This is a genomic window from Lysobacter panacisoli, from assembly GCF_009765165.1.
Lineage (GTDB): Bacteria > Pseudomonadota > Gammaproteobacteria > Xanthomonadales > Xanthomonadaceae > Lysobacter_J > Lysobacter_J panacisoli.
In genome coordinates, this window is record NZ_VLNU01000001.1 from 2,729,953 (window position 1) to 2,752,010 (window position 22,058).

General features: G+C 67.8%; 18 protein-coding genes and 1 pseudogene. 12 read left to right on the top strand and 7 right to left on the bottom strand.

Translation table 11 applies throughout. The features are described 5' to 3' along the window. Positions 1-2: 2 nt before the first annotated feature. Positions 3-785, bottom strand: coding sequence for an enoyl-CoA hydratase/isomerase family protein (locus FOF45_RS12695; RefSeq protein ID WP_158985424.1), 783 nt, complete (start codon positions 783-785; stop codon positions 3-5). Between the two features lie 217 nt (positions 786-1,002). Here FOF45_RS12695 and FOF45_RS12700 point away from each other — a divergent pair, with 217 nt between their 5' ends. From FOF45_RS12700 to FOF45_RS12715, 4 genes and pseudogenes are all read left to right on the top strand, one after another. After that, a complete protein-coding gene (locus FOF45_RS12700) occupies positions 1,003-1,689 on the top strand; it encodes an FKBP-type peptidyl-prolyl cis-trans isomerase N-terminal domain-containing protein (protein ID WP_158985426.1) in 687 nt (228 codons plus the stop codon). 166 nt (positions 1,690-1,855) lie between these two features. Continuing rightward, positions 1,856-2,673: pseudogene (locus FOF45_RS12705) on the top strand (CoA pyrophosphatase). Beyond that, positions 2,670-3,530, top strand: a complete 861-nt coding sequence (locus tag FOF45_RS12710; protein ID WP_158985428.1) for a sulfurtransferase — start codon at positions 2,670-2,672, stop codon at positions 3,528-3,530. The pseudogene FOF45_RS12705 and the gene FOF45_RS12710 overlap by 4 nt, the downstream one beginning before the upstream one ends. Positions 3,531-3,640: 110 nt before the next feature. Further along, the gene (locus FOF45_RS12715; protein ID WP_158985429.1) at positions 3,641-4,978 is read left to right on the top strand and encodes a substrate-binding domain-containing protein; all 1,338 of its coding nucleotides are present in this window, start codon (positions 3,641-3,643) and stop codon (positions 4,976-4,978) included. Positions 4,979-4,993: 15 nt separating this feature from the next. Here the strand turns inward: FOF45_RS12715 and FOF45_RS12720 are convergent, their stop codons facing one another. Beyond that, on the bottom strand, positions 4,994-5,767 hold the full coding sequence (locus FOF45_RS12720; protein WP_158985431.1) for an enoyl-CoA hydratase/isomerase family protein: 774 nt from the start codon (positions 5,765-5,767) through the stop codon (positions 4,994-4,996). Positions 5,768-5,856: 89 nt separating this feature from the next. Here FOF45_RS12720 and FOF45_RS12725 point away from each other — a divergent pair, with 89 nt between their 5' ends. Then, positions 5,857-6,300, top strand: a complete 444-nt coding sequence (locus FOF45_RS12725) for a copper chaperone PCu(A)C (protein ID WP_158985433.1) — start codon at positions 5,857-5,859, stop codon at positions 6,298-6,300. Positions 6,301-6,383: 83 nt separating this feature from the next. On the opposite strand, the gene FOF45_RS12730 is transcribed toward FOF45_RS12725, so the two are convergent. The 4 genes from FOF45_RS12730 to FOF45_RS12745 all read right to left on the bottom strand — a co-directional run bounded on the left by FOF45_RS12730 (position 6,384) and on the right by FOF45_RS12745 (position 13,048). After that, positions 6,384-6,890, bottom strand: coding sequence for an acyl-CoA thioesterase (locus tag FOF45_RS12730; RefSeq protein ID WP_158985435.1), 507 nt, complete (start codon positions 6,888-6,890; stop codon positions 6,384-6,386). Then, positions 6,887-9,817: an excinuclease ABC subunit UvrA gene (gene uvrA / locus FOF45_RS12735; protein ID WP_158985437.1), complete on the bottom strand. Its 2,931-nt coding sequence runs from the start codon at positions 9,815-9,817 to the stop codon at positions 6,887-6,889. The genes FOF45_RS12730 and uvrA overlap by 4 nt, the downstream gene beginning before the upstream one ends. Before the next feature lie 204 nt (positions 9,818-10,021). Continuing rightward, positions 10,022-10,882, bottom strand: a complete 861-nt coding sequence (locus tag FOF45_RS12740) for an OmpA family protein (protein ID WP_158985439.1) — start codon at positions 10,880-10,882, stop codon at positions 10,022-10,024. Between the two features lie 87 nt (positions 10,883-10,969). Then, complete coding sequence (locus FOF45_RS12745; protein WP_158985441.1) at positions 10,970-13,048, bottom strand: S8 family peptidase; 2,079 nt, start codon at positions 13,046-13,048, stop codon at positions 10,970-10,972. 664 nt (positions 13,049-13,712) lie between these two features. Here FOF45_RS12745 and rplU point away from each other — a divergent pair. The 3 genes from rplU to obgE all read left to right on the top strand — a co-directional run bounded on the left by rplU (position 13,713) and on the right by obgE (position 15,537). Next, positions 13,713-14,021, top strand: coding sequence for a 50S ribosomal protein L21 (gene rplU, locus FOF45_RS12750; RefSeq protein WP_137833398.1), 309 nt, complete (start codon positions 13,713-13,715; stop codon positions 14,019-14,021). Positions 14,022-14,036: 15 nt separating this feature from the next. Further along, on the top strand, positions 14,037-14,294 hold the full coding sequence (gene rpmA, locus FOF45_RS12755) for a 50S ribosomal protein L27 (RefSeq protein ID WP_158985443.1): 258 nt from the start codon (positions 14,037-14,039) through the stop codon (positions 14,292-14,294). Positions 14,295-14,466: 172 nt separating this feature from the next. Next, positions 14,467-15,537, top strand: coding sequence for a GTPase ObgE (gene obgE / locus FOF45_RS12760; RefSeq protein ID WP_158985445.1), 1,071 nt, complete (start codon positions 14,467-14,469; stop codon positions 15,535-15,537). Between the two features lie 109 nt (positions 15,538-15,646). Here obgE and rpsT read toward each other — a convergent pair whose 3' ends face one another. Then, positions 15,647-15,916 carry a 30S ribosomal protein S20 gene (gene rpsT / locus FOF45_RS12765; RefSeq protein WP_137833401.1) on the bottom strand — a complete coding sequence of 90 codons (270 nt, stop codon included), beginning with the start codon at positions 15,914-15,916 and terminating at the stop codon, positions 15,647-15,649. A 128-nt stretch (positions 15,917-16,044) separates the two neighbouring features. On the opposite strand from rpsT, the gene murJ reads away from it, so the two are divergent. The 4 genes from murJ (at position 16,045) to lspA (ending at position 22,031) form a co-directional block, all read left to right on the top strand. Then, entirely contained in the window at positions 16,045-17,637 is a 1,593-nt protein-coding gene (murJ, locus tag FOF45_RS12770; RefSeq protein WP_158987491.1) for a murein biosynthesis integral membrane protein MurJ, read from the top strand. A gap of 52 nt (positions 17,638-17,689) precedes the next feature. Further along, positions 17,690-18,649, top strand: a complete 960-nt coding sequence (locus FOF45_RS12775; protein WP_158985447.1) for a bifunctional riboflavin kinase/FAD synthetase — start codon at positions 17,690-17,692, stop codon at positions 18,647-18,649. Between the two features lie 71 nt (positions 18,650-18,720). Next, positions 18,721-21,534: an isoleucine--tRNA ligase gene (ileS, locus tag FOF45_RS12780; RefSeq protein ID WP_233264230.1), complete on the top strand. Its 2,814-nt coding sequence runs from the start codon at positions 18,721-18,723 to the stop codon at positions 21,532-21,534. Further along, a complete protein-coding gene (lspA, locus tag FOF45_RS12785; RefSeq protein WP_158985450.1) occupies positions 21,534-22,031 on the top strand; it encodes a signal peptidase II in 498 nt (165 codons plus the stop codon). Before ileS ends, lspA begins: the two co-directional genes overlap by 1 nt. Positions 22,032-22,058: the final 27 nt, after the last annotated feature.

Consider the following 22,058-nt stretch of genomic DNA (forward strand, 5'->3'; position numbering starts at 1 on the left):
GATCAGGCGCCGGTGAACTGCGGCTTGCGGCGTTCGAGGAACGCGCCGGTGCCTTCGCGCATGTCGTCGGTGGAGAACATCAGGCCGAACTGCGCGGTCTCGTACTCCAGTCCTTCCTCGATGCCGCACTCGCCGCCGACGTTGACGCAATCGAGGATGCCGCGCAGCGCGAGCGGCGCGGAATTCGCCAGTTGCTCGGCGAGCTTCATCGTTTCCGCTTCCAGTTCGGCCGCCGGCACGACGCGATTGACGACGCCGAGTTCGCGCGCACGCGCGGCGTCGATCGGCGAACCGACCAGGCACAGCTCCATCGTCGCGGCGCGGCCGGCCAGGCGCAGCAGGCGCTGGGTGCCGCCGAAGCCGGGGATGAGGCCGAGGTTGATTTCCGGCTGGCCGACCTTCGCGGTATCGGCGGCGATGCGCAGGTGGCAGCCCATCGCCAGTTCCAGGCCGCCGCCGAGGGCGAAGCCGTTGATCATGCCGATCACGGGCTTGGGCATCTTCTCGACGCGACGCATCAGCTTCTGGCCGCGCAGCGAGAAGTCGCGACCCTGCACCGGTGTCAGTCCGTTCATCTCCGCGATGTCGGCGCCGGCGACGAATGCCTTCGGTCCGGCACCGGTCAGGACCACGCAGCGCACCGCCGGATCGGCGGCGGCCGCCTCGAAAGCCACCAGCAGCGCGTCCAGGGTCGCCGCGTTGAGCGCATTCAGCTTGTCGGGCCGGTTCACGGTGATCAGGCGGACCGCGCCGCGGTCGGCGGTCAGGACGGGCGTTTCGGACATGGGCGGGCGATCCGGGAAGGGGGTTGAGGGTAGAAAAAGGGTGGGTCCGGGCCACGGAACTTCGGTGCGGACAGGGTGTCTGAGCGTGAACGGCGTTCAGTGGCGATCAGGCACCGGCACCGTTATCCTAGCGCGTCCATCCGGGTCCATTCGACCGGTGCGGGCTTTACCTAAGGAGCGGTAGTCCCGCCCCGATCCATCACGGAGATTCCACCGAATGAAGTTGCGTTTGATCGCTGCCGCCGTCGCGGCCCTGGCTCTGACCGCCGGCAACGCCGTCGCGCAGGACACTTCGACCGAGAAGGGCAAGCTCAGCTACGCCCTCGGCTACGACCTGGGCCGCAACGCCGTGGAGAGCGGCGAGCAGGTCGATGTGAACACCATCATCAAGGGCCTGCAGGACGGCTACGGCAAGAAGGCGCCGACCGTGCCGGTCGACCAGCTGCGTACTGCCGTGCAGAACATGCAGCAGCGCCAGCAGGCGAAGGCCAAGGCCGCGTGGGACAAGGCCGCCGCCGAGAACAAGACCAAGAGCGACCAGTTCCTGGCTGCCAACAAGGCCAAGGCCGGCGTGAAGTCGCTGCCCAGCGGCGTCCAGTACCGCGAGATCGAGAAGGGCACCGGCGCCAAGCCGACGCAGGCCAGCACGGTTGCGCTGGAAGTCGCCGGTCCGTACGGCTGGGGTGAGCGTCCGGCGCAGGCGCGTCCGGCGCAGAACATCCAGGCCATCAAGGTCAGCGAGATCGAAATGCCGGCGATGCGCGAAGCGCTGCTGCAGATGCAGGCCGGTTCGAAGTGGGAAGTCACCCTGCCGCCGGACAAGGCCTACGGTGCCGACCCGCGCACGCCGTTCCCGCCGAACGTCGCCGTGCAGTTCGAAGTCAAGCTCGTCAGCGTGAAGTGATCTGCGAATCGCTCGCGCATCGCGCGAGCGGTTTCGCAAGCGTCATCACCGCGAATGCAACACCGTCGAGCCGGCCCTGCCGGCTCGATCTTTTTGCGCGACCGCCACGCAGAACGCGCAGCGGTCGGTTGAAACCCCTGCAGGCCCGCTTTACGGTTGTGCTTCGATGAACACCTTCTTTCGCGCCGTGCTCAGTCCCTGCATCGGCGTTTGCGCTCTGGACGACAACGGCCTGTGCCGCGGCTGCTACCGCACCGGCGCCGAGATCGCACGCTGGCCGCAGATGAACGACGACGAGCGTCTGCGCATGATGGAAACCGTCCTGCCCGAACGCGAGTCGCAACTGCGGTGAACCCGCCGCTCGCCCGGCCTGCGTTGCGCGATTGCCCCGGCCTGGAGGATGCGCTGTATCCGCTGGCCACGCCGCCGCAGGGGCCCGGGTGGAACCTCGCCGAACTGCATGACCTGGTCCCCGACGTCGCCGCATCCGTGCCGGCCGCGGTGCTGGTGCCGCTGGTGCCGCGCGCGCAGGGCACGCAGGTGCTGCTCACGCGCCGCACCGACGCGCTGCGCCAGCACGCGGGGCAGGTGAGTTTCCCCGGCGGGCGCATCGAACTCGACGACATCGACGCGGTCGCCGCCGCATTGCGCGAAACCCACGAGGAGATCGGACTGGGCCTGCGCCAGATCCAGCCGCTCGGCTTCCTCGATCCGCTCGCGACGATCACCGGTTATCGCGTGCAGCCCGTGGTCGCACTGCTCGAGGTCGACTACGTCGCGCATCCCGATCCGAACGAAGTCGCGGATGTGTTCGAAGTGCCGCTGTCGTTCCTGCTCGATCCGGCCAACCTGGCCACGCACACGCTCGACTTCCGCGGACGCCCGCGCGAAGTGTTCGAGTTCCGATACCCCGCGCAACGCATCTGGGGCGCGACCGCCTCGATGCTGTTCAACCTGCGCCAGCGCCTGGAGGCGATCCGATGAGCGATACCAAGTCCTGGACCACGCTGGTGTTGGCGGAGGAACTCGCCGGCGCGCTCGGTCGCGACGATCTGGTCGTGTTCGACACGCGCCACAGCCTTGCCGAGCCCGAAGCGGGCGAGGCGGCATGGCGCAAGGCGCACATCCCCGGTGCGTTCTACGCGCACCTGGATCGTGAACTGTCGGACCATCGCAAGGCGCATGCCGGGCGCCATCCGTGGCCGGACGCGGAGGACTTCACCGCGGCGCTCGGACGCTGGGGCGTGACGCCACAGCATCAGGTGGTCGTCTACGACGCCGCCGATGGCGCACTCGCCGCCGCGCGCCTGTGGTACATGCTGCGCACGCTGGGCCATACCCGCGTCGCGGTGCTCGATGGCGGCCTGCAGCGCTGGCAGGCGCTCGGCCTGCCGCTCGATGCGAACGATCCCGTCGCCGTGCCCGCGCCGTCGTACCCGGCGACGTTCGACGCGCATCGCCTGCTCGATGCGCGCCAGGTGCAGGCGCATGTCGCGGCGGGTGGCGTGCTGCTCGATGCGCGTGCGGCCGAACGCTTCCGTGGCGACATCGAACCGATCGACCGCGTCGCCGGGCACGTGCCCGGCGCGCGCAATCGTCCGTATGCGTCGAGCATGCGCGACGGCGTGTTCCGTCCGGCCGGCGAGTTGGCGGACGAGTTCGCCCCGCTGATCCAGGGCCACGCGGGCGGCGACGTCGTGGCGATGTGCGGCTCCGGCGTGACCGCCTGCCACCTGCTGCTCGCGCTGGAACACGCCGGCGTGGACGGCGCACGACTGTTCACCGGGTCGTGGAGCGGCTGGATCGACGACCCGTCGAGACCCATCGTCCGCGGCGACTGATGTGCCGCATCGGCCGGCTGCGACGCCAGATGACAAAGCCGCGCCGACCGTAACCATTCCGTCATCCACGACCCCGATCCTTGCGCCATTTCGCATAGGGGGCGTGCGCGATGTCACGCGTCGTTGGTTTCATCCTGTCATTTGGCCTGTTGCTCGCGTGCACGCAGGCGAAAGCACAAGTGGACGCCGAGCGCGTCCGCATCCACGGTTCGCAGACGATGGCGGCACGGCTGGTGCCCGCCGTCGCGGAGTCCTGGCTCAAGGACATCGGCTACGAAGGCATCCGCCGGGTGCAGGCCGGACCTTCGACCACGGAGATCCACGCCAGCCGCGACGGCCAGCCGCTGATCGTGGAGATCGTCGGCAACAGTTCCGCGCAGGGATTCCAGGATCTCGTCGACGGCAACGCGCACATCGCGATGATGACGCGCAGGCCGGATGCGGCCGAACTCGACGCCGGCTGGCAGCTCGGCGACCTGGCCTCGCACGACCAGGAGTTCGTGCTCGCGCTCGACGGCGTGGCGGTGGTGGTGAATCGCGAGAACCCGCTCGCGCGCATGGACCTGCGCCAGCTGCGTCGCGTGTTGTCGGGACAGGTGCGCGACTGGCGCGAGGTCGGAGGGCGCGGCGCGGTGCACCTGCACGCGGTGGCCGGTCCGAATTCGGCGCGCGACATGATCGACGAACGCGTCATGCAGGGCACGCCGCACGCGATCGCGCAGATGCATCCCGATGGGACTTCGCTGGTGCGCGCGATCGCGAACGATCCGGGTGGCATCGGCTTCGTCACGCTGCGCCAGCCCTGGGGCGCGAACGTGCGTCCGCTCGCGCTCGCCGACGGCGGTCGTGCGGTTGCGCCGACACGTTTGGCCGTGCAGAGCGAGGACTATCCGCTGGCACGCCGCTTCACGATGTACGGCAGCCAGATGATGGGCGCGCTGAGCCGCAGCTTCGCGCTGTACGCGATGGGCCAGCGCGGACAGGACGCTGTCACGCAGGCGGGACACGCCGCGGTGACGCTGCGTCCCGGCTATGCGCCGTCGAGCGTGCTCGGTCCGCGCGAATACCGCGAGCTGGTGGCCAACGCATCGCGCCTGCCGCTGAGCCTGCGCTTCAACTTCAACAGCAACAACGACAGTGGCGTCGCCAGCAGCGTGTACGACAGCCGCGCGGTGCGCGATCTCGATCGCCTCGAAGCGTTCATGCGCCTGCCGGTGAACCGCGGCCGGCGGTTGCTGGTGGTCGGCTTCGCCGACGTCGCCGCGGGCAGTTCGGTCGCTGCGACGATGATGAGCAACGACCGCGCCGACCTCGTCGCGCACGAGTTGATGGCGCGCGGCCTGCCGGTCATGCACGCGCGCGGCATGGGTTCGCAGGTGCCGCTCGCGCCGACGGGTGCGGCGGGAGCGCGCTACCGTAATGAGCGTGTCGAGATCTGGATGCTGTGATCGCGACGGCGCGGCTTACTTGCCCAGCCGCGCCAACAGCGCCTGCAGGGCCGCCTGCGTGGACGGATCGCTCCACGCATCGATGAAACGTGGCAGCTGGATCTGTTCCGGCTGCATCGCCGCGATCACGTCGGCGCGCGCGATCGCGCGCGTCTGGCGCATCACCGGCTGTGGCAGGCGCAGCAACTGCGACAGCCATTCGCGTGCGCGCGCGCTGACGTGTTCGGCGTCGACCAGTTCGTCGACCAGGCCGATGCGCTCGGCGCGTTCGGCTTCGACCATGTCGCCCGCGACGACCAGCCGTTCGGCGCGGTACACGCCGACCACGCGCTGCATCAGGCGCAGGATGCCGATCGGCACGACCAGTCCGACCTGGGTTTCGTTGAGGCCGATGCGGTACGGCTTGGCCGGATCCTCGCTGCGCGCCATCACGCGGTAATCGCAGCACAGCGCAAGCACGCAGCCGCCGGCGGGCGCATGGCCGCCGATCGCGGCCACCACCGGCACCGGCGATTCGGCGATCGCGAGTGCGGCGTTGAAGAACGCTTCCCATGCGGCCATCAGCGCGGCGCGGTCGTCGCCGAGCGAGACCAGGTAGGGCACGTCCAGTCCGGCCGAGAACACCTTGGTGCCGCCACTGAGCACGATGCCCTGCGCGCCGCCCGCGATCGCGGCCGCGAGCGCCGTGCGCAGGTCGCCGCACAGCGCCGGATTGAGCGCGTTGACCGGCGCGCGCGCCAGCTTCAGTTCGACGATGCCGTCGGCGGCGTGGGTTTCGACAAGGCTCATGGCGTCGGTCCTGTAGGAATGGTGAGGCGCGTGGCGCCGGTCGGCTGGCGTTCGGCGATCCGCACGGTGTCGGGCGTTATCATAGGCCCATGAACATCCAACGCATCCGAGTGGGCCTTGCCATCGCGCTGATGGCCGCATCGTCCGTGGCGCTGGCCGGCGAGTGCAGGCCGCAGGTGCGCGAAGGCTGGGTACGCATGCCGCCCGGCAGCATGCCGATGATGGCCGGCTTCGGCCGCATCGAGAATCCCTGCGGCACGCCCGTCACCATCGTCGGCGCGAGCAGCCCGGCGTTCGGCGACGTGTCGGTGCATGAAACGCGCATCGTCGACGGCGTGAGCCGCATGCGCGCCATGCCGGAACTGCGTATCGCGCCGGGCCAGAGCGCCACGCTCAAGCCCGGTGGTCTGCACCTGATGCTGATGCAGCCTCATTCCGCGCTGCAGTCCGGCAGCAAGGTCGCCATCCAGTTCAAGCTCAAGGACGGCGGCACCGCACTGGGCGAGTTCGTGGTGCGCAAGGCCGGCGAGTAAGCGTCCAGGCCGCACGCGAAAGACCCACAAAAAAAGAGCGACGCTTCAGGCGTCGCTCTTTTCGTTTGTGCGGTCGCGATGCGTCAGGTGCAGGCGCTGCGTACGGCTTCCGGCAATTGCGCGGCGCGGCCGTTGACCCGGTCGATCCACACCATCACCACGTTGCCGTCGCAGAACAGCACGTCCGCGTCCTTCGCATCGACGATGCGATGGCCGATGGTCACGCTGGTGTTGCCGAGGCGTTCGACGAACAGCTCGATCTCGACTTCTGCCGGCCATTCGATCGGTCGGCGATAGTTGAGGTTGGCCGCCGCGACCACCGGCGCGACATCGTCGTCGAGGCCCTGTCCGGGCACGCTCAACATCCAGCGCAGGCGCGCTTCCTCGAGATAGCTGAGGTACTTCGAGTTGTTGACGTGGTTGAACGCGTCGAGGTCGCGCCAGCGCACGGACAGCGGCACTCGGATCAGCGCGACGGGCGAACCTGTCTCGATAGTGGCTGCCGCCTGCGCCGGTGCGTCCTGCTTCGTCGCGGGCTTGCGCCTGCGTACCGGGGTCTTGCGTGCCTTCGGTGCTGCGGTGTCGCTCATGCGGCGGACTTCTTCTTGCTGGTCGTCTTGCTGGCGGTCTTGGTCGCCGGGACCTTGCCCTTGCGCGCCGGCGTCGCGACCGGCGTGCCGAGCAGCGGCGCGAGGAAGCGGCCGGTGTGCGAGTGCGTCAGCGCGGCGATTTCCTCCGGCGTGCCGCAGGCGAGGATGGTGCCGCCACGATGGCCGCCTTCCGGGCCCAGGTCGATGACCCAGTCGGCCGTCTTGATGACATCCAGGTTGTGCTCGATCACCACCACGGTGTTGCCGTCGTCGCGCAGGCGATGCAGCACGGCGAGCAGGTGTTCGATGTCGTGGAAGTGCAGGCCGGTGGTCGGCTCGTCCAGGATATACAGCGTGCGCCCGGTGTCGCGGCGCGAGAGTTCCTTGGACAGCTTCACGCGCTGCGCTTCGCCGCCGGACAGCGTGGTCGCGCTCTGGCCGAGCTTGATGTAGCTCAGGCCGACGTCCATCAGCGTTTCCAGCTTGCGCGAGATCGCCGGGATGTTCTCGAACAGCGACAGCGCATCCTCGACGGTCATCTCCAGCACGTCGTTGATGTTGTAGCCCTTGTAGAGGATCTCCAGCGTCTCGCGGTTGTAGCGCTTGCCGCCGCAGACGTCGCAGGGCACGTACACGTCCGGCAGGAAGTGCATCTCGACCTTGATCAGGCCATCGCCCTGGCACGCCTCGCAACGTCCGCCGCGCACGTTGAAGCTGAAACGGCCCGGCGAATAGCCGCGCGATCGCGCTTCCGGCACCTGCGCGAACAGCTCGCGCAGCGGCGTGAACAGGCCGGTGTATGTCGCCGGGTTCGAACGCGGCGTGCGACCGATCGGCGACTGGTCGATGTCGACGACCTTGTCCCACAGCTCGATGTTCTCGTACTCGCGGTGCGGCGCCGGCGTGTGCGAAGCGCCGTTGAGCTCGTTGGCCGCGATCGCGAACAGCGTGTCGTTGATCAGCGTCGACTTGCCCGAACCCGACACGCCGGTGATCGCAGTGAACAGGCCGCTCGGGATCGCCAGGTCGACGTCCTTGAGGTTGTTGCCGGTCGCGCCGCGCAGGTGGAAGGTCGTCTTCGCATCCGGCTTGTGGCGCTTGGACGGGATCTCGATGCGCTTCTTGCCGCTCAGGTACTGGCCGGTGAGCGAGCGCGGCGCCTTGAGCACGTCGTCGAGCTGGCCGTGCGCGATCACTTCGCCGCCATGCACGCCCGCGCCCGGGCCGATGTCGACGATGTAGTCGGCGAGGCGGATCGCATCCTCGTCGTGTTCGACGACGATGACCGTGTTGCCCAGGTCGCGCAGGCGCGTGAGCGTGCCCAGCAGGCGTTCGTTGTCGCGCTGGTGCAGGCCGATGGAGGGCTCGTCGAGCACGTACATCACGCCGACCAGGCCCGCGCCGATCTGCGAAGCCAGGCGGATACGCTGCGCCTCGCCGCCGGACAGCGAGTCGGCCTTGCGTTCCAGGGTGAGGTAGTCGAGGCCGACATCCACGAGGAAACGCAGGCGGTCGGTGATTTCCTTGACGATCTTGGTCGCGATCTCGCCGCGCCAGCCGGGCAGGTTGAGCGCCTTGAAGAACGCGAGCGCCTCGTCGACCGGCAGCACGACGATCTGCGGCAGCGGACGGTCCGCGACGAACACGCTGCGCGCGGCGCGGTTGAGGCGCGCGCCGCCGCAGTCGGTGCACGCGCGCTCGCTGATGTACTTGGCCAGTTCCTCGCGCACCGCGGCCGATTCGGTCTCGCGGTAACGGCGTTCGAGGTTCGGCACGATGCCTTCGAAACGGTGCTTGCGCTGGCTGCGCCCGCCGCTTTCGGTGAGGTAGGTGAACGTGATCAGCTCATCGCCGCTGCCGAACAGCACCGCATCGCGCACGTTCGCCGGCAGCGACTGCCACGGCGCATCGACGTCGAACTTGTAGTGCTTGGCCAGCGACTGGATCAATTGGAAGTAGTACGCGTTGCGGCGATCCCAGCCGCGCACCGCGCCGGCGGAAAGCGACAGCTCCGGATGCACGACCACGCGGCCCGGATCGAAGAACTGCGCCACGCCCAGGCCGTCGCAGGTCGGGCATGCGCCGATGGGCGAATTGAACGAGAACAGGCGCGGTTCGAGTTCCGGAAGCGAGTAGTCGCAGACCGGGCAGCTGTACTTGGAGGAGAACAGCAACGGTGCGGCCTCCGCATCGTCCAGCGACATGACCTGGGCCATGCCGTCGCCGAGTTTGAGCGCAGTCTCGAACGACTCCGCCAGGCGCTGCTTGATGTCCTCGCGCGGTTTGAAGCGGTCCACGACCGCTTCGATTGTGTGCTTGACGCGCAGCGCGAGTGGCGGCACCGCGTCGATTTCGTACAGCTGGCCGTCCACGCGCACACGCACATAGCCCTGTGCGCGCAGTTGTTCGAACACCTGTGCGTGCTCGCCCTTGCGTTCGCGGACGACCGGCGCCAGCAGCATGTAGCGGTGCTCGCGGCCTTCGTCGGTGGCGCCCAGCGCGACGACCTGGTCGACCATCTGGCTGACCGTCTGCGCTTCCAGCGGGTACCCGTGGTCCGGGCAGCGCGGCGTGCCGACGCGCGCGTACAGCAGGCGCAGGTAGTCGTAGATCTCGGTGATCGTGCCGACGGTCGATCGCGGGTTGTGCGAGGTCGACTTCTGCTCGATCGAGATCGCCGGCGACAGGCCCTCGATGTGGTCGACGTCCGGCTTCTCCATCACCGACAGGAACTGCCGCGCGTACGCGGACAGCGACTCGACGTAGCGGCGCTGCCCTTCGGCGTAGATGGTGTCGAAGGCGAGCGAGGACTTGCCCGAGCCCGACAGGCCCGTAATCACGATCAGCTTGTCGCGCGGCAGGTCGAGATCGACGTTCTTGAGGTTGTGCGTCCGCGCGCCGCGGATGCGGATGTAATCCAGCGCCATCGGTTGCCTGTCTGGGAGGGGGCGCCATCGCGGAGCGCGAGGGCGAACAGAAGAGCGTATCGAGTGGCGGAGATGGGGGCAAATCGCCGGAACCAAAGGTCGGCGGGGCGCGTCGGAACGGGACGGAGGCGGGGTTGCGGACCGCCTTGCGCGGCCGCGTTGCGCGGGGCGCAGGCTAGCGCCCCGCGGACCGGATGAATGGCGTTACGGCAGGAGCCTGAACCGCGCGGCGTCGCCGTTGACCGCCTGGCGCGCGGTCTCGATCAGCGCAGGGTTGACGCCATTGATGATCAGCTGGACCTTGATCGCCTCGGCGCGCTGCTGCGACAGCGACGGGTCCTCGCCGGTCGGTCCGGCGACTTCCAGCCGGGTCTGCGTGCCCGCGGCCTGGATCACCTGCGCCGCCTTGCTGAGCAGGGCGAGGCTGTCCGGCGAGACGCGCGCGCTGCCGGGTTCGAAGCGGATCGGGGTTTCGGCCACGGCCTCGTTCAGGGCGTCGACCAGGGCATTGCCGGACGTGCCGGGCTTCACGTTGGCGAGGACCGCATCGGCGCCGTCGCCGGCGTCGTCGCCGATGCCCTTGAACAGGCCGGCATAGGCATAGCCCGGATACAGCAGTTCCGCCCGCGCGAGCAGCGCCTTGCGGTCTGCGTCGCTGGCGTGGCCGCTCAGCTCGATCCGGCGGCCTTCGAACGACACGGCGGCGCCGGGTTGCGTGAAGGCGGCGAGGAACTGCGGAAGCGCGGCCTGCCACGGTGCCGGGCGGGCGCCGCGATCGACTGCGACGTGGCCGGAGACGCGCTCGGTGCCGTACGCGCGGGTCAGCGCGGCGACGATGGCATCGCGGGTGGTGGTGCTGTCGACGGTGCCGTCGAAACGCACCTGTCCGTTGTTGTTGACCAGGTTCAGGCGCGCGTCGAACTGTGCGACGGGCGCGGCGTCGGTCGCGACTTCGGCGGGCGGCGCGGCATCGCGCTGGCAGGCGGACGTCGCGGCGAGCGCGGCGATCGCCAGCGGAAGCAGGACGGGGCGGACGAAGGAACGGGTGGGGCGGGCTGCGGTCATGGACACTCCAGCGGCGATCGCGGGTTCGGCGAGGGGAGAAGGAAGGGCCCGGCGACGCCGGGCCCTTCGGTTGCTGCGGGTGTTGCGTCAGCGGTGCGACTCGTACTCGATCTCCACCGGATCCGCGCATTCCTGCGTACCGTTGTTGCAGAGCTTGTAGCTCATGGTGCCGCTGCCGATGATGCGGAACGTATCGGTCGCGGTGCCCTTGTTCTTCACGGTCTTGAGGATGGCGCCGTTGCGGTAGATGTCGATGTTCTTCTTGCCGTGCGTCCAGTCGAGCGTGACCTGGGTGCGATGGTTGGCGAGCTGGATCGCTTCGGCCTCGACCGAACGCGGCCAGTTGGCGTCGACGAAGCTGGGATACAGCGACACGCCCGTGGCGTTGCTGAAGCCGCGGACCCACACGTACCAGGTGCCGCCCTGCGGTGCCGGGAAGAAGCAGTTCTCGTTGTTGCCGGCCGTGAACGGACGGCAGTCGTACGAGGTCAGGGTCGGTTCGGCGCCGCGACGCACGTAGATGTCCGCATCGCCCGTGCCGCCGTACATGGCGAACAGCAGGTTCGACGCGCCGTTGGGCACGAGCAGCTGATAGCGGATGGTGTCGCCGGCCAGCACCTGGATGCCGGTCACGGTGATGCCGTTCTGCAGCTGGATCGCCGGCGGCGGTTCCGGAGCCGGCGGGACGTCCGGCGGCAGCGCTTCGGTGCCGGCAGCGACGGCCACTGCGTAACGCGCGTCGATGATGCCCGCGCCGCAGTACTTGTTGTAGCTGCAGCCGGTCGGGAATCCGCCCGATGCGTACGCGGTGTTCTCCAGGATCTTCTTGATCTGGTCCGGCGTCTTCGGCGTCGGCGCGGCCGACTGCATCAGTGCGATCACGCCCGAGACGTGCGGTGCCGACATCGAGGTGCCGGCGTACCAGGCATAGCCTTCGCCTTCCTGACCCTGCAGGCCGAGGTTCAGCGTGGACAGGATGTTGTCCGCCGCCGGCGCGACTCCCGAGCCGCCCGGTGCGGCGACATCGACGACGTTGCCGTAGTTCGAGAAGCCCGACAGCGCGCCGGTCGGACCGACGGACGAGACGGTGATGACGTCATTGCAGCTCGCCGGCGAGAAGTTGGCCGCATCCGCCGAGGAATTGCCGGCCGAAACCACGACCGTGGTGCCGCGTCCCTTCGCCGCGGTGTAAGCCGCCTGCTCGGCCACGCTGCACGCGCCGCTTCCACCGAGGCTGAGGTTGATCACCTCGGCCGGCGTCGCGTTGGCGGGCACGCCGGCGACGGTGCCGCCGGAGGCCCAGGTCACTGCGTCGATGATGTCGGACTCGTAGCCGCCGCACTTGCCGAGCACGCGCACCGGCTGCACCTTCGCGCCGAACGCCACGCCCGCCACGCCGGCGTTGTTGTTGGTCGCCGCCGCCACCGTGCCGGCCACGTGCGTGCCGTGCCAGCTGCTGTCCTCGGGGATGCCGAAGATGTTGCATTCGCCGTCGTGCCAGTCGCCCGGATCGTTCGGATCCGCATCGCGACCGTCGCCGTCGACGCTGACTTCGGTGTCGATGATGAAGTCGTAGCCCGCCACGTACTGGCTGTTCAATTCCGAATGCGGCGTGCTGCCGGTGTCGAGCACCGCCACCACCACGCCATCGCCGGTGCTCAGGTCCCATGCCGGTTCGGCGTTGATGCCACCGGGGCCGTTCTTGTAGTGCCACTGCTGCGCGTAGAGCGGATCGTTGGGCACCATCAGCGGCTTGCGCAGGCGATCGGGTTCGACCGCGAGCACGCTCGGATCCTTCATCAGCTCGATCATCAGCGCCTTGGTCGCGGCGCTGTCGAGCTTGCGGTCGGTGCGGATCAGCGCGCTGCCGGTGGACAGCGTGCGCATCGGCGCGATGCCCATGCTCAGGTTCTTGGCTGCCGTGGCGAGCTGCTGGTTCGCCGCCGCCGCACTCAGGCGCTTGGCCTCGGAGCGGTAGGTGATGATGAAGCGGTCGTACTGCTGCGGCTGCTGCTTCGCGGCCTTGGCGGCCTGCGGAGAGAGGGTGGATACCTTGACCTTGTTGGCGATCGGCAACTTGCCGCCGGAATAGGCCGAGGGTGCGGCGAGGATCGCGGTGGCGATGGCGAGAGCGGTCCATTTCAACGTGCGTGCTTTGCGAGTCATGACAACGTCCTTTGTTGGCTGCTGCAGGAACGCCCGGCGCCTCCCCCTGTGGCGCCGGGTGCTGGTCAGCGACGACGGAATCCGCGTCGCGCGACAGGGTGTGTGCCGCATGCGCGGACAACGCCGCGTCGCACGTGGGCACGTGGGAACAAAGTGGAGAAGTGGGCCGTGGAAACGTGGACGACGGAGACGCAGGTGCGCATCGCGCGGCCGTTACGGCGCGGAGCAGGGCGGGCGTGGGAAGTCGGGCAGGACGCGCCGTGGGCGCATGGGCCCGCGCTGGAGCGGGCAGTGGGACGGAATCCGTTCGACACAGGGCCTCCTTGGTCGCGCCGAGTGCCCCCGGGGTCCATGCGATGCATGGGCCTGGTGGCGTTCTGCGGTGGCGCGAGCGACGCCCTGTAGCCGCTCACTGCGAGCGAACGTAGTCCAAGAAAAATGACGCTGCAAGGGCCTGCAAATCCTTGCTGCGGCGCTCACGAACCTGAATGCGGGCCGAATCGTGCGGGATTAAGCGCTTTCCTGTGGCCGATGCCGGGCCCGCGGACCCGTCGCGGGGAAGTGGGCGGACTTGCTCCAAGCCCCTGATCCCCCTACAATTCCGCTTCTGTCCGCCCGCTTCGGGTGCGGCAGGCGACCAAAATAACTACAGAGGAATCTGGTCATGTACGCAGTAGTAGTCACCGGCGGTAAGCAGTACCGCGTGATGCAGGGCGAAACCCTGCGCGTCGAGCTGCTCGATGTCGAAGTCGGCAGCGAGATCAAGCTGGACAACGTCCTGATGCTGGGCGGCAGCGATGGCGTGAAGGTTGGCGATGCTCTCAAGGGCGCCACCGTTTCCGCCAAGGTGATCGGCCACGGCCGCGCCGACAAGGTGCGCATCGTGAAGTTCCGTCGCCGCAAGCACCATCGCAAGCAGATGGGCCACCGTCAGCATTACACCGAAATCGAAATCACCGGCATCGCCGGCTAAGAAGGAGAAGCAGCCATGGCACACAAAAAGGGCGTAGGTTCCACCCGTAACGGCCGCGACTCCAACCCGAAGTACCTCGGCGTGAAGATGTACGGCGGCCAGGCCATCGAGGCCGGCAACATCATCGTCCGCCAGCGCGGCACCCAGTTCCATCCGGGCGCCGGCGTCGGTCTCGGCCGCGATCACACCCTGTTCGCGCTGGTCGACGGCAAGGTCGAGTTCTCGACCAAGGGTCCGAAGAAGCGCCGCACCGTCAGCGTCGTCGCCGAGTAAACCGGCCACGCGCTGCACGCGAGGAGCCCCGCTTCGGCGGGGCTTTTCGTTTCAAGCGTCGGAACTGGTGTGGGATTCGGGATTCGCAAAAGCGCCCCTTTCCTGTGCTTCGCTAGAGTTCCGCTGCTCCTGCTTCATCGAATCTCCATCCCGCATCTCGAATCCCGGTCTTATGAAACTCGTCGACGAAGCCGAAATCCAGGTAAGCGCAGGCAACGGCGGCAACGGCTGCGTCGGATTCCGCCGCGAGAAGTTCATTCCGCTCGGCGGTCCCGACGGCGGTGACGGCGGCGATGGCGGCAGCGTGTGGCTGCTCGCCGACGAGAACCTCAACACGCTTGTCGACTTCCGCCACCAGCGGCAGTTCCGCGCCAAGCGCGGCGAGAACGGCATGGGTAGGCAGATGTACGGCAAGGCCGGCGACGATCTGGTCATCACCGTGCCGGTCGGCACCGTGATCCTCAACGTCGAGACCGATGAAGTCATCGGCGACCTCACCCGCCACGGCGAACGCCTGCTGGTCGCGAAGGGCGGCAAGGGCGGTCTGGGCAACATGCATTTCAAGAGTTCGGTGAACCGCTCGCCGCGCAAGGCGCTGCCCGGTTTGCCGGGCGAAGAGCGCGTGCTCAAGCTTGAGCTGAAGCTGCTGGCCGACGTCGGCCTGCTGGGCTTCCCGAACGCCGGCAAGAGCACGCTGATCCGCGCCGTCTCGGCAGCGACGCCGAAGGTCGCGGACTATCCGTTCACCACGCTGTATCCCAACCTGGGCGTCGTCAGTGTCGAAGCGCATCGGAGCTTCGTCATCGCCGACATCCCGGGCCTGATCGAAGGCGCGGCCGAAGGCGCGGGCCTGGGCACGCAGTTCCTCAAGCACCTGCAGCGCACGCGCCTGCTGCTGCACCTGGTGGATATCGCGCCGATGGAAGGCGGCGTGGAGGGCGTGAGCCCGGCCGAGCAGGTGCGCGCGATCGAGCACGAGCTGGAGAAGCACGATCCCGAGCTGCTGGACAAGCCGCGCTGGCTGGTGCTCAACAAGGCCGACCTGCTGCTGGAGGAAGAGCAGCAGGCCGCGGCCAAGGCCATCATCGACGAGCTTGGCTGGAAGGACCGCTGGTACATGGTCTCGGCCATCAGCCGCGAAGGCACCTGGCCGATCATGCTGGACGTGATGGCCTTCTTCGATCGCCAGCGCGAGGACGCACTGGAGCGCGCTCGTGCGGAAGACGGCCATGCGGCACTCTGAGCCGAGTGCGCAGGCAACAAAAAACCCGGCATTCGCCGGGTTTTTGTTTGCTGCCGCGCTGGACGGGGAGGGCGCCGCGAGGCGACGCTCCGTCCGCGCGACCGCCGGATCAGGCAGCCTTGAGCGCCTTGATGCGGGCGTTCAGGCGAGCCTTGTGACGGGCGGCCTTGTTCTTGTGGATGAGACCACGCGAGCTGAAGCGATCGAGGATCGGCTGAGCGACGGCGAAGGCGGTCTCGGCGCCGGCGGCGTCGTTCTCGCCCAGGGCCTTGAGCACCTTCTTCACAGCGGTACGCAGCATCGAACGCTGGCTGGCGTTGCGGGCATTGCGGACGACGGTCTGCTTGGCGCGCTTTTTGGCGGACTTGATGTTTGCCACGGCGAATTCCTGAAAACTAGTAGGGTAAGAGAATTGGAGCTGGGGACAGTCAGACAGGAAAGTATGGAGGATTCAGTGGGTTGCGTCAACTGCAAGGGTTCGAGGGGGCAAGCGTGACCGCGCCGAGGATGCTCAGGGGGCTGCTGTCCTTCAGCAGCATGACAATGGTCTCGCGGGTGCTGGGCCTGGTCCGGGACATCGCCATCAATCAGGCCTTCGGCGCCAATGCCGGCACCGACGCCTTCTGGGTTGCGTTCCGGATCCCCAACTTCATGCGGCGCCTGTTCGCGGAAGGGTCGTTTTCGACGGCGTTCGTTCCGGTTTTCACGGAGATCAAGGAAACCCGCGCGCACGAGGACCTCAAGGAACTGGTCGCCCGCGTATCCGGCACGCTCGGCGGCATCCTGCTGGTCGTCACCGCGCTGGGGTTGATCTTCACACCGCAGATCGCCGCGGTCTTCAGCCCGGGCGCGCTCGACAACCCGCAGAAGTTCGGCCTGACCGTCGACCTGCTGCGGCTGACGTTCCCCTTCATCCTGTTCGTGTCGCTGACCGCGCTGGCGGGCGGTGCGTTAAACAGCTTCCATCGATTCGGCCTGCCGGCGTTCACGCCGGTGATCCTCAACCTTTTCATGATCGCCGGCGCGTTGTGGCTCGCGCCGCACCTGGACGTGCCGATCCTCGCGCTGGGCTGGGCGGTGCTGCTGGGCGGCATCGCGCAGCTGGTGTTCCAGTTGCCGGCGCTGCGCAAGCTCAACCTGCTGACGCTGCCGAAGTGGGGTTGGAGCCACCCGGACGTGCGCAAGGTGATGAAGCTGATGGTGCCGACGCTGTTCGGTTCCTCGGTCGCGCAGATCAACCTGCTGCTGGACACGGTGATCGCCTCGCTGCTGTTCGTCGGTTCGCAGACGTGGCTCTCGCAGGCGGACCGCTTCCTCGAATTGCCGCTGGGCGTGTTCGGCGTCGCGCTGGGTACGGTGATCCTGCCGGTGCTGTCGCGGCACCACGTCAAGACGGATCGCGAGGGCTTCTCGAAGGCGCTCGACTGGGGCCTGCGCACCACGCTGCTGATCGCCGTGCCGGCGATGCTGGGCCTGATGTTCCTCGCCGAGCCGCTCGTGGCGACGCTGTTCCAGCGCGGCAAGTTCACCGCGTTCGACACGCAGATGGCGGCCATGTCGGTGTTCGGCCTGAGCTTCGGCCTGCCGGCCTTCGCGCTGGTGAAGATCGTGCTGCCGGCGTTCTACGCACGTCAGGACACGCGCACGCCGGTGCGTGCGGGCATCGCCTCGCTGATCGCGAACATGATCCTCAACGTCGTGTTCCTGTGGGTGCTGTACCTGCTGTGGACGACGCCGGAAGCGCGTGGGCGCGGGGTGATGTGGGCGCTGGAACACACGCCGGGCCTGCACATGGCACTGGGTTTCGCCAGCGCGGCGGCGAGTTACCTCAACCTCGCGCTGCTGTGGCACTGGCTGCGCAAGGCCGGTGTCTACGAACGCCAGCCCGGCTGGATGCGTTACCTGGTCCGCCTGTTCGTGGCCTGCGTGGCGATGACCGCGGCACTGCTGGCGGGCCTGCACTGGGCGCCGGAGTTCACCGCGATCGGGCAATGGGCCCGGATCGGCTATCTCGCGGTGCTGGTGTGCGGCGGCGGACTGGTCTACCTGGTGGCGCTGGCCGCGATGGGATTCCGTCCTCGCGACCTGCGCGAGCACTGAGGATGAGGGACGCTGCCTTGGCAACGGACCTTCACGGCTATACTTCAAACCGATGAGCAGGCTGTTTCGAGACGTCGAGGGCGGGCCCCGGAGCCCGCACGGCAGTGTGGTCTGCATCGGCGCATTCGACGGCCTGCACCTTGGGCACCAGGCGCTGGTGCGCCACACCCTTGCGCGTGCCCGCGCGATTGGTGTTCCTTCGATCGCGCTGAGCTTCGAGCCGTTGCCGCGAGAGTTCTTTGCGCCGTCGGAACCGCCGCCGCGCCTGCTGCTGCCGCGTGGCAAGGCCGAGGGACTGTTCGCGCTGGGCGTGGACCAGGTCGGCCTGCTGCGTTTCGATCGTCGCTTCGCCAGTCTGTCGGCGCAGGAGTTCGTCGAACGCGTGCTGGTCGGGCGGTTGCGCGCAAGCGAAGTGTGGGTCGGTCCGGAGTTCCGTTTCGGCAAGGCGCGTTCCGGCGACATCGGCGTGCTGCACGCGCTGGGCGCGACGCACGGCTTCGTCGCAGGCGAGATCGAACCGGTGCTGCTCGACGGCGAACGCGTGTCGGCCACCCGCATCCGCGAAGCGTTGCGCGCGGGCGATTTCGCCACCGCGACGCGCTTCCTCGGCCGACCGTACGCGATCGGCGGGCATGTCGTGCAGGGCAAGCAGCTGGGACGCACGCTGGGTTTTCCCACGGCGAACCTGCGTTTCGGCGGACGCACGCCGGCGCTGTCGGGCATCTATGCGACCTGGGTGCACGGTGTCGGCGATCGACCGCGCGCATCGGTGTCGAGCCTGGGAACGCGGCCCACGGTCGACGGCGTGGAGCCGCTGCTCGAAGCGCACCTGTTCGACTTCGACGGCGACCTCTACGGGCGCCGCATCCAGGTCGAGTTCGTCGCCAAGCTGCGCGATGAACTCAAGTTTTCCGATCTGCCGGCGCTGACCGCGCAGATGCATCGCGATGCCGAACAGGCGCGCGGGATCCTTTCGAACCACGCGACCCAACGACAAAACGCCTTCGCCTGAGTGACGCTGTGACCACCCAAGACACGAACCAGTACAAAGCCACCCTGCATCTTCCCGCGACGGAATTCCCGATGCGCGGCGATCTGCCCAAGCGCGAACCGGAAACGCTGGCTCGCTGGGAAAGCGAAGGCCTGTATCAGCGAATCCGCGAGAACGTGTCGAACCGCGAGCGCAGTTTCGTGCTGCACGACGGTCCGCCGTACGCCAACGGCGTGATCCACCTTGGTCACGCGGTCAACAAGGTGCTCAAGGACATCGTGGTGAAGTCGAAGCTGCTTGCCGGCTTCGACGCGCCCTACGTGCCGGGCTGGGACTGCCACGGCCTGCCGATCGAACACCAGGTCGAGAAGAAGTTCGGCAAGGTCGGCGAGAAGCTCGACGCGAGCCAGTTCCGCGAGAAGTGCCGCGAGTACGCCGCCGAGCAGATCGAACTGCAGCGTCGCGACTTCAAGCGCCTGGGCGTCGTCGGCGACTGGGACAACCCGTACCGCACGATGGATTTCCGCTACGAGGCGGACATCATGCGTTCGCTGGCGAAGATCGTGGAGCGCGGCCACCTCGTGCGCGGCGCCAAGCCGGTGCACTGGTGCTTCGAATGCGGCTCGGCGCTGGCCGAGGCGGAAATCGAATACGCCGACAAGGAATCGCCCGCGATCGACGTCGCCTACGATGCGCGCGATCCGCATGCGCTGGCGCGCGTGTTCGGCACGAGCGTCGATGACGGCGTGCGCGTTGCGATGCCGATCTGGACGACCACGCCGTGGACGCTGCCGGCGAGCCTGGCGATCAGCGTCGGTCCCGACCTCGACTATGTGCTGGTCGAAGGTCCGCGCACGGCGGACGGTGGACGTCGCCTGCTCGTGTTGGCCGAAGCGCTGGCCGGCAAGGCGCTGTCGCGTTACGGCGTCGATGAGGTCGTCGTGCTTGGCCGCGCGCTGGGCAGTGGTCTCGAAAACCAGGTCATGCAGCATCCGTTCTACCCCGAGCGCGACATCCCGGTGCTCGTCGGCGACCACGTGTCGGCCGAGGACGGCACCGGCATGGTCCACACCGCGCCGGGCCACGGCCAGGAAGACTATGCGGTCGGTCTGAAGTACGGCCTGATGGACCGCTACACCGCCGCGCAGATCAACCCGGTCGATGCGCACGGCCTGTACCTGCCGTCGACGCCGCCGGCGGACGGCATCGTGCTGGCCGGACTGCACATCTGGAAGGCCAACGACGTGCTGGTCGACGTGCTGCGCGCGAGCGGCCACCTGCTTGCCGCGCACAAGCTCAAGCACAGCTATCCGCACTGCTGGCGCCACAAGAAGCCGGTGGTGTTCCGCGCCACGCCGCAGTGGTTCATCTCGATGGAACAGGCCAACCTGCGCGCCGATGCGCTGCGCGAGATCGGCCAGGTGAGCTGGGTGCCGGAGTGGGGCGAAGCGCGCATCTACAACATGATCGAAGGTCGTCCGGACTGGACGATCTCGCGCCAGCGTTTCTGGGGCGTGCCGATCGCGCTGTTCTTCCATCGCGAGACGGGCGAGGTGCATCCGCGCTCTCCGGAACTGATGCGCAAGGTCGCCGATCGCGTAGAGCAGGCCGGCGCCGATGCTTGGTACGCGATGACCGCCGAGGAACTGCTAGGCGACGAGGCCGCGCAGTACGAGAAGGTCACCGACATCCTCGACGTCTGGTTCGATTCCGGCGTCAGCCACGAATGCGTGCTCGCCGCGCGTCCGCAGGACGGCCTGCACAAGCCGGCCGACCTGTACCTGGAAGGCTCCGACCAGCATCGCGGCTGGTTCCACAGCTCGCTGCTGACCGGCGTGGCGATGGACGGCGTCGCGCCGTACCGGCAGGTGCTCACCCACGGTTTCACCGTGGACGAGCAGGGCAAGAAGATGTCGAAGTCGCTCGGCAACACCGTCGAGCCGCAGAAGGTCATCAACGCGATGGGCGCCGACGTGCTGCGCCTGTGGATCGCCGCGACCGACTACCGCAACGAGATGTCGGTGTCGGACAACATCCTCAAGCGCACCTCAGACGTCTACCGTCGAGTGCGCAACACCGCGCGCTTCCTGCTCGCCAACCTCAACGGCTTCGAGCCGGCCACGCACCTGCGTCCGCTCGAGGACATGGTCGCGCTAGACCGCTGGATCGTGCATCGCGCAGCGTTGCTGCAGGACCGCATCGCCAGCGCGTACGAACGCTACGACTTCGCCGAGATCGTGCAGGCGCTGTCCAACTTCTGCAGCGTCGACCTGGGTTCGCTCTACCTCGACGTGACCAAGGACCGGCTCTACACGATGCCGGAAGATTCGCGCGGTCGCCGTTCGGCGCAGAGCGCGATGTACCGCATCGCCGAAGCGTTCGTGCGCTGGATCACGCCGATCCTGGCCTTCACCGCCGACGAGATGTGGCGCCATCTGCCAGCCACCACCGAGCGCGGTCCGCGCGAGGACAACGTGCTGTTCGCCACCTGGTACGACGGCCTGGCCGTGCTGCCGGAAGACGCGCCGCTGTCGGCGGAGGATTTCGACCGCCTGCTCGCGCTGCGCGAGGAAGTCAGCCGCACGCTGGAACCGATGCGCGCCGCGGGCGAGATCGGCGCCGCGCTGGAAGCGGAGATCAGCCTGAAGGCCGGAGTCGCCGACCAGAACTGGCTGGCCCCGTTCGCCGATGAGCTGCGCTTCCTGTTCATCAGCGGCGATGTCGAAGTGGTCGCCGACGATGCGATCAAGGACATCGCCGTACTGGCCACGCCGACCACCAAGACCAAGTGCGTGCGCTGCTGGCAGTACCGCGGCGACGTGGGCAGCGATGCCGCGCATCCGGAGCTGTGCGGCCGTTGCGTGGTCAACGTGACGGGCGAAGGCGAACATCGGGAGTGGTTCTGATGGCGCCGGTTCGCCCCAACGCGTTGTCGTGGCTGGCGTTGTCGCTGGCGGTGATCGTGCTCGACCAGATCACCAAGCAGTGGGTGCTCTCCTCGCTGCCCGAATACACGGCGATCCCTGTGATCGAAGGCTTCTGGAACTGGTACCGCACCTACAACACCGGCGCGGCGTTCAGTTTCCTCAGCGACGCCGGTGGCTGGCAGAAGTACTTCTTCATTTCGCTGGCGATCGGCATCTGCGGCCTGCTCGGCTTCTGGCTGTCGCGGACGCCGCGGCGCGACTGGAAGAGCGCGCTGCCGTATTCGCTGGTGATCGGCGGTGCGCTGGGCAACGTGATCGACCGCTTCCTGCACGGGCACGTGGTCGACTTCATCCAGTGGCACTGGCGCGACCACTATTGGCCCGCGTTCAACGTGGCCGACACGGCCATCGTCGGCGGCGCCATCGGCATCGCGCTGTTCGGCCTGTTCACCAAGCCCTCGGCTCCGGCCAGGTAAGCGGCAACCGCACGGTACAATGCCGAA